This window comes from Pseudomonas sp. 7-41, assembly GCF_021233075.1.
Lineage (GTDB): Bacteria > Pseudomonadota > Gammaproteobacteria > Pseudomonadales > Pseudomonadaceae > Aquipseudomonas > Aquipseudomonas veronii.
Genome location: NZ_CP089551.1, coordinates 4,669,784 through 4,683,418 on the forward strand (window position 1 = coordinate 4,669,784; position 13,635 = coordinate 4,683,418).

A 13,635-nucleotide genomic window follows, 5' to 3' on the forward strand; every position below is an offset into this window, starting at 1 on the left:
CTGCTGCACAACGTTGCTTTTCGCAAAACGCAACGATGCACCGATCACGTCGTCGGCTGTGTTTGCGACTTGAGCAATTCGGTGAGGAAATCAATGAACGCATTGATACGTTTCGAGCCGCGATGATTGGGCAGGTACAAAGCCGAGATCGCTGAACTGGCGCTGTTCGGATTGACGACAAAAGCGTCGAACAAGGAAGTGAGTCGACCACTGTCGACGTCATCATTGACCAACCAATCGGGTAACAGCGCCACCCCGCACCCGGCCAGCACCACTTCGCGCAGGACCTCGGCATTGTTGCTCTTGAATTGCCCTTCGACGGGCACGCGCAGCTCTTGGCCCTGCTCTGTAAATGTCCAGAACTGCTGTGGCGCGCCATAGTTGAAGCGCATGCACTCGTGCTGCATGAGGTCCATGGGTCGGTCGGGAAATCCTCGAGCGTTCAGGTACTCGGCGCTGGCGACTACGCGGCGGCGAAAGTTGCCGATGCAGCGGCTGACCACCGTTTCCATCGCCGCTGGCGACCCCAGCCGGATCGATAGATCGATGCGTTCGCCGAGCAGATCGACGATGTCGTCCGATAGCGTCATATCCAGTACGAGCAGGGGATAGCGCGCTAAAAGCGCGCCGATATGAGGGGCAATAAGACGCTGTCCAAACGCCACGGGCACGGAGATGCGCAACTGTCCCGCGGGCACTTCACCGCGGTCCGAAACTGACTCGTCGGCGTCAGCCATGGCGCTCAGAATATCCCGGCTTTTCAGGTAGTACACACTACCGGCATCGGTCAACGTGACTTGCCGGGTGGAGCGATTCAGCAGCACGGCACCCAGGTCATCCTCAAGCCTGTCGATCATTCTGGTGACTGAAGAGGTCGCCAGATTGAGTTGCCTGGCGGCAGACGAAAAGCCTTTGGAATCTACTGACTGGATGAATATTTTCAGTGCGAGCAGCTTGTCCATGAAACCCCTTCCGTCATTACGCTCCTTGAGCGCCTATCTTTGGACATCGGCGCACCCTGCGCGAGTTAACGGTTGTTAATTCTGCCGCCGTTGCGCCTGGCGCAATGTAGCGTTGCGCCTTGATGGGGTACTCCATCACAAGCGCCCTCTCTAAGCTCACGACATGGAAAATCGCCGCCCATCGCACGCGGCGGATTGAAAAATCTGTCGTTAATTCAGCTCGAGAGGTAAGGCGATGAAGCGCAAGACGATCATCGGTGCCGTTCTGGCAATCGGCGTCGCGGGGTTAGGCTTTGCGTTCTGGATGATGTGGAGGCCGGAAATTGCCACTGTCAGCCAACACCTGAATGCTGATCGCGAGACGCTGGACAGAGGCCGCCGCGTGGTCGAAGCGGGCGACTGTGCGGTCTGTCACACACGGCCAGGGGGCGCCTACATGGCCGGCGGTTTGCCGCTGGTAACGCCCTTCGGAACCCTCTTCACCACCAACATCACCCCGGACCCGCAGTCCGGTATCGGTCAGTGGTCGCTGGACGCCTTTGAACGGGCCATGCGTGAAGGCATCGCGCGTGACGGCCACTTTCTCTATCCGGCCTTCCCCTACGTGCATTACCGGAAGCTGAGCGATGCCGATATTGCCGACGCCTATGCTTTCCTGATGAGCGTGGACCCGATCAAATACACCGCACCGGAAAATCATATGGTCTTCCCCATGAACTTCCGTCCGCTGGTGTCTTTCTGGAACTTACTGTTCCTGCATGGGGATCCGCTGGAACCACTTCCCAACCGATCAGCACAATGGAACCGCGGACGTTATCTGGTCGAAGGCGCGGGGCACTGTTCGTCGTGCCATTCGCCCCTGAATCTGATTGGTGGGGAGAAAGGCAGCGAACTGTTCAACGGTGGCGTCGTCGACGGCTGGACAGCTCCCGCCCTGCGCGGAATGACCGAGGCACAACACCCCTGGAATGAAGCCCAGTTGGTCGCCTATCTGACGGGCGAGGTCGCCGAAGGACATGGCGCAGCGGCGGGCCCGATGTTGCCGGTCAGCCTGAGCATCGCGCAATTGCCGGCGGAAGACGCGCATGCCATCGCGCAGTACATTCTTGACCTCAAGAAAACTTCATCGGATGCCCCATCGCCGCCCTGCACCTCTGGGGTCAAGCCCAGCGCCACGGCGCTGCGGGGCGCCGCGTTGTTCGAGGGGGCCTGCGCGAGTTGCCATGGCCGCGCGGCGCCGATGCGCGTCATTGAATCGCGGCCGGCACTGGCGAACACCTCGGCGGTGAGGGCGGACTCGCCACGCAATTTGATCCAGACCATCCTGCAGGGCATCCCGATGTCCAGCGCCGCTTCCAGCCACTACATGCCTGCCTTCGCCCACAACCTGGACGACACCCATGTGGCTGCACTTGCCGAGTACTTGCGCAATGAAAGCTGTGCAAACCGACCCTGGACGGATCTCGACAAGACAATCAAAAGTATTCGGGCTCAGGAGCAGCAACCGTGATCACACTTGACATCAACGGCAAGACTCACGAACTGGACATCGCGGACGACATGCCCCTGCTATATGCCTTGCGCAACCAGGTGGGGCTCAATGGCGCCAAATACGGCTGCGGCCTGGGTCAGTGCGGCGCGTGCACCGTGTTAGTCAACGACAAGCCGGTGTTTTCCTGCCTGACGCCGTGCGGCGCGCTGGCGGGCAAATCGGTACGCACCGTCGAGAGCCTGGGCAGCGTCGACCAACCGGGGCCGTTGCAGAAAGCCTTTATCGATGAACAGGCCGCCCAGTGTGGTTATTGCATCGCGGGAATGATCGTGAGGGCGCAGGCGCTGCTGGAGGCCAACCCTCATCCGGACGATGAAACGATCCGCCGCCACATGGCACCGAATTTATGCCGCTGCGGCACCCACGTGCGGATCTTCGCCGCGATCAAGTCGGTTGTCGCGCAGGGAGGCAAGGTATGAAAACCCCCACGCAAAACGTCAATCTGAGCCGCCGCGCCTTCGTGATAAACGGGGCTTTGGTGATGGGGTTCGCGATGCTTCCAGGTATTCCCCGGGCCTTCGCTGACACCGAGGTGGACACCTTGGGTACGACAATCCTGGCGCCTGATCTGCCCGGCAGCCTGCGGGCCACGCCCTATCTGGACGCCTGGATCCGCATTGATGCGAAAGATGGCATCACCGTCTACACCGGCAAAGTGGAGCTGGGCACGGGTGTTAAAACTGCGCTCCTGCAGATCGCCGCCGAACGCCTTGAAGTGTCACCTGGGCTCATCCGTTTTCTCACTGCCGACACCGCACTGACACCCAATGAGGGTTACACCGCCGGCAGCCATACGATCGTCGACAGCGGCACTGCACTGTTCAACGCCGCGGCCCAGGTGCGGCAGTTGTTACTCGAGTCCGCAGCACGGCAATGGCAGCGCAGCATCGACAGCCTGACCACGCGGGATGCGGTGATCTACGATACACAAGGCCGCAGCATGACCTACGCACAGGCAGTGGTGGGGGTTCAACTGCATCGCTTTGCGTCGGCCAACTCGCCCTTCAAGCCCGCTGGCACTTTCACCCTGATCGGCAAATCGTTGCCTCGGCTGGACATCCCGGCCAAAGTCAGCGGCGGTGCGGCCTATGTGCAGGACATGCGGCTGCCCGATATGCTGCACGCCCGGGTGATACGCCCGCCCCGGCGCGGCAGTCAGCTTCTGGAGATCGACGAGGCCGCCCTCAGGCAACTTCCCGGCGAGGTGAAACTGGTCCGCAATGGCAGCTACCTCGCCGTGGTCGCCACCGACGAATGGCTGGCGGTCAAAGCGATGCGCGAAGGCTACGCCAAGGCCCGCTGGACAGAAGGTAACCCGCTGCCTGACTCGACACACATCCATCAACTCCTCACCGAATTACCGGCGCGGCGCTATCCGGTGAGCGCCAAGGGTGACCTCCCGCAACCGCTGCCGCGTGCTTACAAGGCCCGGGTGACCAAGCAATACCTGATGCACGGCTCCATCGGGCCCTCCTGCGCAGTGGCCTGGTTCAAGGATGGAACATTGACCGTCTGGACCCATACCCAAGGTGTCTACCCTCTGCGCGCGGGTATCGCCGAGATGGTCGGCCTGCCAGTGGCTCAGGTGCGTTGCATCCACGCTGAAGGTTCCGGTTGCTATGGCCACAATGGCGCCGATGACGCCGCCGCCGATGCCGCGCTGATTGCCATGGCCATTCCCGGCAAGCCGATTCGGGTGCAATGGATGCGCGAACAGGAAAACCTCTGGGAGCCGTACAGCTCGGCCATGCTTGCCGAGGTGGAAGCGGGACTGGACGACAGTGGGCGTCTTCGTGACTGGAAATACGAGCTCTGGAGCACCCCGCACAACGAACGTATCGTCAATGCCGGGCGCCTGTTGCCGGCGTGGCTGTTGGCCAATCCCTTCACCCCGGCACCTTCGGTGCCGATTGCTCAGCCCGAAGGTGACGGCGACCGTAATGCCGTTCCGTTGTATGAGATACCCAACCTGAAGGTCGACATGAACTTTGTGCTGACCATGCCATTCAGGACCTCGGCCATGCGTTCGCTCGGTGCCCACATCAACATCTTCGCCATCGAAAGCACCGTCGATGAACTGGCGGCTAGGGCCACCATCGACCCGGTGCAATTTCGCCTGAATCACTTGAGCGATCCGCGAGCACGGGCGGTGGTGGAGCGCGTGGCCGCTGAGTTCCGCTGGCCGCACAAAGCAACGGGACCCGGCAGCGGAATCGGCTTCGCCTTTGCCCGCTACAAAAACATCATGGGTTACTGCGCGATCGCCGTGCAGTTGCATGTGCAGCGCCAGACTGGCCAAGTGATGATCGATCGCGTAGTCGCCGCCGTCGACGTGGGGCAAATTGTCAGCCCCGACGGGCTGCTCAATCAGATCCAGGGCGGCATCGTGCAGTCCGCGAGTTGGACGCTCTATGAACGAATCCTCTATGACGCCAGCGGCATGCACAGCTTCGACTGGAGCGGCTATCCGATCATGCGTTTTCCGGATTTACCGCAACAGGTCGAGGTCCACATGCTTGATCAGCCGGATCAGCCATTTCTGGGTGCCGCAGAAATCGTCCAGGGCCCCATGGCCGCAGCACTGGGCAATGCCATCAACGATGCCACCGGCAAGCGCTTGCTCGATCTGCCCCTGGCACGACGTGGCTGGCAGGATGCGCTGGGGTCATGACCGATCCGGGCGGTGTCGACGTTATGCCCTTCAGCCAAAAGTCAGCCACCCGATTCCGGCGAAACGTCTGAATCGGTAGCCAGGCGCACGCTCGTGAGCGCCTGGAGCTCATGCAGCAATTAGTTAACGCGAACACTAATAACCCGAATCAATCAGCCTTCAGCAGCGCTCTCCATGTTGCCGGCGTACCCAGTTCAGAATCGACCAACTGATTTTCGAATCGATTGCGCTCACCTATGGCACTGACCGAGCGATCGGTAATAGAGAACCAAAAGATACCGACAAATGCCACGGCCATGGAAAACAAGGCCGGATATTCGTATGGGAACCAGGCTTGCGGATTATGGAGGATCTTGACCCACACGGTCGGGCTAAGAATGCATAGGGTAATGGCTGATACCAGCCCCAGCGATCCGCCAATCACGGCGCCACGTGTCGTCAGGCCCTTCCAGTAAATCGACAATAACAGCACGGGAAAGTTGGAACTTGCGGCGATGGAGAACGTTAAGCTCACAATAAATGCGATGTTCTGTTTTTCAAAAGCAATGGCCAATAGAATCGACAACACCCCCAACGCGATGGTTGTAACGCGAGAGACGCGCATCTCTTCACGGTCGCTGGCGGTGCCCCGGCGCAAGGCATGTGCATAGAGGTCATGCGAAACAGCAGACGAGCCTGCAAGGGTGAGCCCAGCCACCACCGCCAATATCGTCGAGAACGATACAGCACACATAAACCCTAGGAACACATTACCGCCTACGTTGTGTGCGAGGTGAATCGCAACCATATTAACGCCGCCTGATATTCCCCCTGATGCATCGTGATAGGCCGGATTGCTGGCAACCAAGGCGATAGTGCCGAAGCCGATGATTACGATCAGGGCATACCCTATGCCGACAAGACCGGTGGCATAAAGAATACTTTGGCGTGCGGCCTTAACGTTACCGACAGTGAAAAACCGCATGAGAATATGTGGAAGGCCTGCCGTGCCGAAGACTAATGCCAGGCCTAGGGAAATCGCAGACACCGGGTCGCTGATCAGACCGCCTGGACTCATGATTGCTATATGGGAAGGATGCACCTGGGTCGCTTGAGTAAACAGCTGGTTCAGGCTGAATCCAAATTGGGACAGCACCATGAAAGCCATGAAGACGCAGCCGGTCAGCAGTAATACGGCCTTGATAATCTGAATCCAGGTGGTTGCTAACATCCCACCAAAGAAAACATAAATCACCATTAGCGTGCCCACTAGAAGCACTGCTGCGGTGTAATCGAAACCAAACAGCAACTCCACTAGTTTTCCGGCACCTACCAGTTGAGAAACCAGGTAAAGCAACACGATCACAATGGAACTGGAGGCTGAAAATGCCCGTATGGGCCGCGGTTTCAACCGATAGGACAGTACATCCGCCAGGGTGTAGCGCCCCAGGTTTCGCAGTGGCTCCGCAATCAGAAACAGAATGATCGGCCAACTGGCAAGGAAGCCGATCGAGTAAATCAGCCCATCAAATCCACTGGTGAAAACCAAGGCGGAGATGCCCAGCAAAGACGCCGCAGACATGTAGTCGCCAGCGATAGCCCAGCCATTCTGGAAGCCGGTGATTTTTCCTCCTGCGGCATAGTGATCCGCGACGCTATTGTTTTTGCGTGCCGCCCAGCGGGTGACGAACAGCGTGAAAATAACGAAGGCCAAAAACATGCCGATGGCAATGGGATTATGTTTTTGTACGGCGCCAGGGAGATCGGCCGCGTATACCGTTACCGAAGCAAGCATGGCGGAGATTGTAATAAGTAGACGCTTCATTTGTTGAAGCTCCTGATAATTGTTTTTATTTTAGGGTCGTAGCAGGTGTTAGTGCGCCAGACATAGACAGCAACGAGGAGAGTCGTGAAAGCGAGCATTCCAAAACCGATTGGCACGCCCCACGTCATCGGCTGCCCTTCTGTGATAGGCGTACCCAAACGGGCAGGTATAAAGGCCAGGGAAAGAATAAAACCAAAATAGACGGCGAGCATAAGCGCCGTCATGCTCCACGAAAATAGTCGGCGCTGTTTTACCAAAGCACGAAACTCCGTATTTTCGAGAATCGGGTTTTGAATAGTGTCGTCAACCTGTTCAGCGGACATGGTCGGGCCACCGTCTTGCGGATATGTATGTTCCATGGTGATCTCCAGCAAATGGCTTGTGGCTGAGTTAAAACTTCACGGGCACTGCAGTCTCACGCATCACGGCTTCCGGAGTCCGGTACAACTCCGCCATGTCACGCTCTTCCTCGCTTTTCAGTTGCGCCTGCATATACGCGCCAAGATGCCTGGCGTGCTGAACAATCGACGCGCCGAAACGACAGCGCCGCTCGCTGTAGTCCGCCAATGCCTCTTCAACCGTTGCATGTCGCGCAAGTGCGTCCACGATTGCCAACGCATCACCGGCGGCCTTGGTAACGCCCATCCCACAATGGGGACGCGCCACGAATGCCGCGTCGCCGAGCAACGCGACACGGCCAAAATTCATCTTCGGTACTTCCAGGTCGTAAATTGGCTGGAATAACGGCTGAGCAGCTTTCTTAACGACTTCGGCAAACTGCGGGGCCAGTAATGTCTCTGCGGACTTGTACATATTGTCGAGCACATCACGACGTATCAGCGCCGGAGGAATTCCGCCTTCAAACTGTTTACCGCTTTCATCACGCAGCAAATCCTTCAAGTCATCGTCACCGCTGGTGCGGTACCACACGAAGTTGTAACGGCGCTCGCCGACAAGGGTGCTGTTGGAATGCCCGGCAACTGGATACCCCAGGATCTGCTCATGCGGGGGCAAACAAAACGCGAATTTATCGAAAAGTGCGGCGTGGGCAGCGTCAGACAGAGCACTTTCATCGACTAACCCGCGCCAGGCGATATAGCCGGCATATTGCAGATGCACATCGGGTAAAAAATGTTGGCGAATCGTCGACCGAAACCCATCAGCCGCAACAATGACGTCTGCTTGATGAGTCGTCCCATCGGCCAATGTCACGCTGGCATGGGTTTCAGTACTTTCGACCGACACCACACTGCCACCGCAGCGATACCGTGAGTCTGGGAATGCACAGCGAAGCACCTGGTACATCTTCCCCCACGCGGTCAACGTTTGTGGAAGCGCATTCTCAAGTACGGCTTCGCCGTCCTGGGCCAAAGTGACGCGCGACAGCACATCGATACCTACCGATGCGTCGAGGGGAATTCCCGCTGCGGCCATCGCTTCGAACAACTCAGGGTGTGTAACGATCCCTGCGCCTCGTCCAGCGAGTTCATCCGGAACGCGTTCGAAGACCTCAACGTCCCAACCGTTGCGCAACAGCATATTTGCTGCAAACAGGCCGCCCAGCGAGCCGCCCACGACTATGGCGCGGGGCTTGTTCGAGGCGTTCATCATGGCTGCTCTCCCACCGTTGCAGAGGCATGGGAGGCGTAAGAACCCACAGCATCGATCTCGGAGGCCGGGAAATTGAGCTCGATGGTGACACCAGACGGATCTTCGATGAACACTTGATGCAGGCCTAGGCTCGGCACGGTGCGATCGCGCCACGCAATCCCTTCGGCTTTGAAGACGTCCCAGAACTCGACCAGGCCGGTGACCAAAAAAGCAATGTGATCAACCGTCCCAGTGCCTGTCAGCGGGATTTCTTTATCGCCCAGGTATTTTTTCAGGCCTTCAGGATTGGAAGGATCAATCCCGATAATGTGGACCGTGCCGAAGTCCTTCTCATCACCGCCCATGTACAACCAAACGCCAGGAAAATCGAATGGCGGCCGGTAGCCAGGAGTAAAACCGAGGACCCTTTCATAGAATCGACTGGACTTTTCCAGGTCGAACGACCGGATCGAGTAGTGAGCGAGCTTCACGACTTGCATGGTGCCTCCAACAGTTTTTTTGTATTTATTTATCAGTTGATAAACAATACGACCAGCTGAAATTGAAGTAAATAGGTGGCGGATCAAATTTTTGAGGACAGGCTTGAACCACGCGGTGGCGTCGCCAACAGCGAACGGGCTTCAGGCGTTGGGAAAGGGCTTTTCAGAGCAGGATGGTGCGCGGAAACCCCTCTTCACCCGCTCAGTTGAAGGCTGAAACAGGTGATGAGTGGTCGACAAAAAAGCAGGGCAAAATAGGCGATCAGGAGGCAACAAACAGGAAATCGAAACCGATCAATTCAAGCGAGGCTTCTTACCCAAATCGTTATCGACTTGCTGCAATACGTGGGGACTGCCGTTAAGGAACGCATCGACCATTTGCTCGATCAGCGCATCTATGTCCTCAGTCACTGGAAGATCGTAAATCCATTTGCGAACACCGATATAGAAAATGCTGGCATGCAGACTCCAGATCAGCTCGAGCTCTTTTTCATTGATCGTGTCACCTGAGGATGGAGCCAATCCATGAGTCTGACGGATTTCTGCAATGACAGGGATGAAGACCCGCTCACGCAATTTAGCCAGATACCGATCATTGATACCTTCACGTGTCAGCCCGGCGAATACGAAGATACGAATCCACTCTCGCCGCAGAATCACACGAGCGTATGAGGTGTAGAAATGAACCAGGCGAGACTGAAGGGGTTCGGAGCGATCCTTGATCATCGCCTCCCACGAGGAATCCCACTGATATACCTCGTCGTACACGCGGTCTATCAGTGCCTCTTTGCTGGGGAAATATCGATAGAGTAACGGTTGGGTAATATCCAGTTGTCGCGCCAGCTCACGGGTACTGCCCGAGAATCCGCACGTCGCAAAATGCTCGATAGCTTTCTGCACGATTTGCTTTTCCCTGACCTCAGGCGAAAGGCGTCGAGTCGTCGATTTGACGGGGTCTGCTGATTTCGCTGATTTTCCCGACTCGTTCTCGTCTCTATCTTTTGAGTCTTGCATAACGCCTCGCTGGAGCTTCATTAAGGCATCATACAAAACAAAAGAATGCACTGGCTATGAACCACACCTATTTGGCCAGACGACTTTCAATATCCTTCTTGAACAACGCAGGTCGGCTTAAATAATGCCCCATGGCCAACACTTCCATTTGGCCGTCGATCTCCAGCGCAAATGCCGGAAAGCCGCGCGCATTCAGAGCTTCAAGCATCTCGTTGCTGCGCTTGATGTGGTCTTGCAATGAGTCTGCCGTGATCAAATCAAAAGTTGCCATAAACGATTCGGGTTCAAACCCAAGCTCATTGGCAATGCCGGCGATTACCCCTCGGTCAGCAATGGCCTGACCTTCTTGGTAGTAGGCAATTTGCAGGCGTTTGAGCATTTCGATACCACGTCCGGACAGCTGTTGAGCGGTCAACATCGCTGCAATCGGTGGCGAAGAGTCCAGCTGGACATTTTCATGTTCCAGTACGCCTTGAACATAGGCGTCCGCGAAGGTCTGTTTGCTGAATGCCGTAATCCGGGCTTCGTGAGGACGAACAAAATCGCGCCACTCACCCGACATCAACTTGCTTTTGTCCCCCGAAAGCATGCCCACGCCATGGGCCTGAATTTCCAGGCCAGGAATAGCGGTGGCCGCCGTGATCATCGGCGCCGCCCCATAGCACCAGCCACAGAACGGGTCGTAGACGTAATGCAATGTCGCAGTGCTCATTCAAATCTCCGGGATCTGCCGTGCCACACGGCGAAAGAGGTTCGTTACGTCGTGGATCAAACATGCGAAAACAGCAATGAGGCGATCAGCGCTCGGCCAAGCCTTCAGGCCCGAGCAATTCGCTGATGAAATCGATAAACGCATTGACGCGTTTGGAGCCACGATGATTGGGAAGATACAACGCAGAAATGGCCGAACTGGCATCGTTCGGATTGATAACAAAGGACTCGAACAATGACGTCAAATCACCGCTGCCAATATCGTCGTTGACGAGCCAGTCAGGTAACAGAGCCACCCCGCCACCCGCCAGCGCAACCTCACGTAAAACTTCCGCATTGTTGCTTTTGAAGCGCCCCTCAATCGGTACCCGAGTCTCCTCACCTTCCTTTAAGAAAGTCCACACCTGCTGCTTTGGGCCGTAACTAAAACGCAGACACTCGTGTTGCATGAGGTCCATGGGATGTTCAGGAAAACCATGTGCATTCAGGTACTCGGCACTGGCCACAACCCGGCGTCTGAAATGACCGACGGGACGACTGACGACACCATCCATGGCTGCTGCCGATCCCAATCGGATTGCCAGATCGACGCGTTCCCCCAGTAATTCGACGATGTCATCGGAGAGCGTCATGTCCAACACAAGTTGAGGGTATCGCTTCAACAGCGAGGCAATATGCGGCGCAATCAGACGGCGCCCCAGCGCTACGGGCACGGAAATACGAAGATGGCCCGCAGGGAGTTCCCCGCGGTCAGTGACCGAGGCATCCGCCTCGGCGACAGCATTCAGCACCTCCCGCGCTTTCAAGTAGTAGGCGGCCCCGGCATCTGATAATGAGATTTGACGCGTGGATCGATTAAGCAGGACAGCGCCTAGTTCCGCCTCAAGCCCATCGATCATCCGAGTCACAGAAGACGTCGCCAGGCCTAACTGTCGAGCGGCAGAAGAAAAGCCCTTCGAATCCACAGCCTGGACGAACATCTTCAATGCGAGCAGCTTGTCCATGACACTCCTTGACTCACCCGTTGTTCATCTTGAGCATTGCGCCAGTTCGGGTCCGACGAGAAACCACCGAGAAGACGACCAAAGCGACCAGTGACAATCCGCTTCCCACCGCAGCAATCGCCAACCAGCCGGCATGTTCATAAAGCGAACTGGCCACCGAAGAACCGATTGCACCACCGATAAAGATACTGATCATGTACAACGCATTCAGACGGCCTCTGTTAGCAATGCCCAAGGCGTAGACGGCTCGCTGACCCAACACCATGTTCATTTGCACTGCAAAATCCAGCGCTACACCGGTGACCGCTAACCCAATCACACCGTAGAAGGGATTGATGAAGGCCGGTAGGAAACTCAATATACCCAGCACCATGGCCAACTGCGACGCTCGTCGAGTATGTCCTGCATCAGCGAGTCGACCACTGATAGGTGCGGCAATTGCACCGATCGCGCCGACCAGAGAGAAAATCGCAATCTGACTTTGCGTGAGGCCGAACTCACGACTCAATATCAACGGCACAGCGGTCCAGAACAAACTGAACGCCGCAAACATCAGCCCTTGATAAAGCGCGCGCTGACGCAGCACGGGCTCGCGACAAAACAGTTGTCCCAGGGACATCAGCAATTGACCATACGACGCGCGATGGGTCGGTTGCCATTTAGGCATGGTCATGCCAATCACGATGGAGATAACGAGCATCAAGGCGGCGGCCCCGATAAACACCGCCCGCCAGCCCAAATGATCGGCAACCAGACTCGACAGCGGCCGCGCAAGCAGAATCCCTAGCAGCAAGCCACCCATAATCCCGCCAACTACCCGACCGCGAGATTCTTCCGGTGTCAGATGTGCCGCCAACGGGATAAGCATCTGCACGGAGACTGAGCTGAAACCGATGAGTGCCGACACCACTAGAAATACACTCGGCTGCTTGGACAAACCGGCGGCTACCAGGCTGAAGATCGTAATCACAATTGTCGCGATCATCAGCCGACGGTTTTCTACCAGATCCGCCAAGGGCACCAGGAAAAACAATCCGAGCGCATAACCAATCTGAGTCAGCGAAACGATGAAACTCGCGCGTCCACTCGACATGCCGATATCCGGAGCGATCAAGCTGATAATCGGTTGAGCGTAATAGATGTTGGCCACGATGGCACCGCAACAAAAAGCAAACAGAAGCACGAGCCCCTTTGTCATCGACGCTTTTTGTATCGTCGCTGCTGTATCTCTTGTAGAAACGCCCATGCCATAGACTCCTGAGGTTCGACAGCGGTGACTCTTCAGAAAAAGTCACGCGCATTGATGTTTTCCAGGTCAACAACATAGGCGGCACTGCATCTTGAGAGAATATGGTCAGGACGCAACGTCGCGTTGCGTCTTGCGCAAGAGATACCCAGGCTCGGTGAGCGCCCCCGCTTGATTCGAGGACGAGGAATCGCCATGCGCCAAGTAAACTGACTCGCCGATGATCCAAAGGCCAAATATAACTTCCGATGGGATCCGGCTACTTACACGGTGGCCGAGAAACTAACCGGCTTTCGGCTGGAACGACGCACCAATTACCTGATCAAGCGGAATGGCCAAGACAAGCAGATCCAGACATGCACGCTCGAGTGCAGTGGATGTTCGTGTGATTGCGGCGCTGAATACCGTTGCTCGTATGAAGCAAGCGACTGCTCAAAATGCGGCCACACCGGCAAGAGGCGAATGACCTTTGGTTTTCCCGGCAGACCCCTTTTGGAGCGGGAAGCAGGCGTGAAAAATAGAGAAGTCACGCAAATGTCACGCACACGAAAAAGGCCAATGCTGTGAACATTGGCCTAAGT

General features: G+C 56.6%; 12 protein-coding genes. 3 read left to right on the forward strand and 9 right to left on the reverse strand.

The annotated features are described in order from the left end of the window. Positions 1–44: 44 nt before the first annotated feature. Positions 45–962 carry a LysR family transcriptional regulator gene (locus LQ249_RS20995; protein ID WP_232565878.1) on the reverse strand — a complete coding sequence of 306 codons (918 nt, stop codon included), beginning with the start codon at positions 960–962 and terminating at the stop codon, positions 45–47. A 235-nt stretch (positions 963–1,197) separates the two neighbouring features. Between LQ249_RS20995 and LQ249_RS21000 the strand changes: the two genes are divergently transcribed. Genes LQ249_RS21000 through LQ249_RS21010 form a run of 3 tightly spaced genes read left to right on the forward strand, consistent with a single transcriptional unit; the run spans position 1,198 to position 5,185 of the window. After that, positions 1,198–2,472 (forward strand): c-type cytochrome, encoded by a 1,275-nt coding sequence (locus tag LQ249_RS21000; RefSeq protein WP_079444321.1) that lies wholly within the window; start codon positions 1,198–1,200, stop codon positions 2,470–2,472. After that, positions 2,469–2,933 (forward strand): (2Fe-2S)-binding protein, encoded by a 465-nt coding sequence (locus LQ249_RS21005; protein ID WP_017847599.1) that lies wholly within the window; start codon positions 2,469–2,471, stop codon positions 2,931–2,933. The genes LQ249_RS21000 and LQ249_RS21005 overlap by 4 nt, the downstream gene beginning before the upstream one ends. Beyond that, on the forward strand, positions 2,930–5,185 hold the full coding sequence (locus LQ249_RS21010; protein WP_232565879.1) for a xanthine dehydrogenase family protein molybdopterin-binding subunit: 2,256 nt from the start codon (positions 2,930–2,932) through the stop codon (positions 5,183–5,185). Before LQ249_RS21005 ends, LQ249_RS21010 begins: the two co-directional genes overlap by 4 nt. A 148-nt stretch (positions 5,186–5,333) precedes the next feature. Here the strand turns inward: LQ249_RS21010 and LQ249_RS21015 are convergent, their stop codons facing one another. From LQ249_RS21015 to LQ249_RS21050, 8 genes are all read right to left on the reverse strand, one after another. Then, on the reverse strand, positions 5,334–6,989 hold the full coding sequence (locus LQ249_RS21015) for a cation acetate symporter (RefSeq protein WP_057005730.1): 1,656 nt from the start codon (positions 6,987–6,989) through the stop codon (positions 5,334–5,336). Next, positions 6,986–7,348, reverse strand: a complete 363-nt coding sequence (locus tag LQ249_RS21020; RefSeq protein ID WP_057005731.1) for a DUF485 domain-containing protein — start codon at positions 7,346–7,348, stop codon at positions 6,986–6,988. Before LQ249_RS21020 ends, LQ249_RS21015 begins: the two co-directional genes overlap by 4 nt. 31 nt (positions 7,349–7,379) lie before the next feature. Further along, positions 7,380–8,600, reverse strand: a complete 1,221-nt coding sequence (locus LQ249_RS21025; protein WP_128192424.1) for an FAD binding domain-containing protein — start codon at positions 8,598–8,600, stop codon at positions 7,380–7,382. Then, on the reverse strand, positions 8,597–9,079 hold the full coding sequence (locus LQ249_RS21030) for a VOC family protein (RefSeq protein WP_057005733.1): 483 nt from the start codon (positions 9,077–9,079) through the stop codon (positions 8,597–8,599). Before LQ249_RS21030 ends, LQ249_RS21025 begins: the two co-directional genes overlap by 4 nt. A gap of 294 nt (positions 9,080–9,373) precedes the next feature. Continuing rightward, a complete protein-coding gene (locus LQ249_RS21035; RefSeq protein WP_046385219.1) occupies positions 9,374–10,093 on the reverse strand; it encodes a TetR/AcrR family transcriptional regulator in 720 nt (239 codons plus the stop codon). 67 nt (positions 10,094–10,160) lie between these two features. Continuing rightward, positions 10,161–10,805: a DsbA family protein gene (locus LQ249_RS21040; RefSeq protein WP_046382730.1), complete on the reverse strand. Its 645-nt coding sequence runs from the start codon at positions 10,803–10,805 to the stop codon at positions 10,161–10,163. Between the two features lie 85 nt (positions 10,806–10,890). Then, on the reverse strand, positions 10,891–11,808 hold the full coding sequence (locus LQ249_RS21045; RefSeq protein ID WP_017847603.1) for a LysR family transcriptional regulator: 918 nt from the start codon (positions 11,806–11,808) through the stop codon (positions 10,891–10,893). 13 nt (positions 11,809–11,821) lie between these two features. Further along, positions 11,822–13,054 carry an MFS transporter gene (locus LQ249_RS21050; RefSeq protein ID WP_046382729.1) on the reverse strand — a complete coding sequence of 411 codons (1,233 nt, stop codon included), beginning with the start codon at positions 13,052–13,054 and terminating at the stop codon, positions 11,822–11,824. Positions 13,055–13,635 lie beyond the last annotated feature (581 nt).

Coding starts and splice junctions, on each gene's coding strand:
- LQ249_RS20995 (WP_232565878.1), bottom strand. CDS start 962: ATGGACAAGCTGCTCGCACTGAAAATATTCATCCAGTCAGTAGATTCC.
- LQ249_RS21000 (WP_079444321.1), top strand. CDS start 1,198: ATGAAGCGCAAGACGATCATCGGTGCCGTTCTGGCAATCGGCGTCGCG.
- LQ249_RS21010 (WP_232565879.1), top strand. CDS start 2,930: ATGAAAACCCCCACGCAAAACGTCAATCTGAGCCGCCGCGCCTTCGTG.
- LQ249_RS21015 (WP_057005730.1), bottom strand. CDS start 6,989: ATGAAGCGTCTACTTATTACAATCTCCGCCATGCTTGCTTCGGTAACG.
- LQ249_RS21020 (WP_057005731.1), bottom strand. CDS start 7,348: ATGGAACATACATATCCGCAAGACGGTGGCCCGACCATGTCCGCTGAA.
- LQ249_RS21025 (WP_128192424.1), bottom strand. CDS start 8,600: ATGATGAACGCCTCGAACAAGCCCCGCGCCATAGTCGTGGGCGGCTCG.
- LQ249_RS21030 (WP_057005733.1), bottom strand. CDS start 9,079: ATGCAAGTCGTGAAGCTCGCTCACTACTCGATCCGGTCGTTCGACCTG.
- LQ249_RS21035 (WP_046385219.1), bottom strand. CDS start 10,093: ATGCAAGACTCAAAAGATAGAGACGAGAACGAGTCGGGAAAATCAGCG.
- LQ249_RS21040 (WP_046382730.1), bottom strand. CDS start 10,805: ATGAGCACTGCGACATTGCATTACGTCTACGACCCGTTCTGTGGCTGG.
- LQ249_RS21045 (WP_017847603.1), bottom strand. CDS start 11,808: ATGGACAAGCTGCTCGCATTGAAGATGTTCGTCCAGGCTGTGGATTCG.
- LQ249_RS21050 (WP_046382729.1), bottom strand. CDS start 13,054: ATGGGCGTTTCTACAAGAGATACAGCAGCGACGATACAAAAAGCGTCG.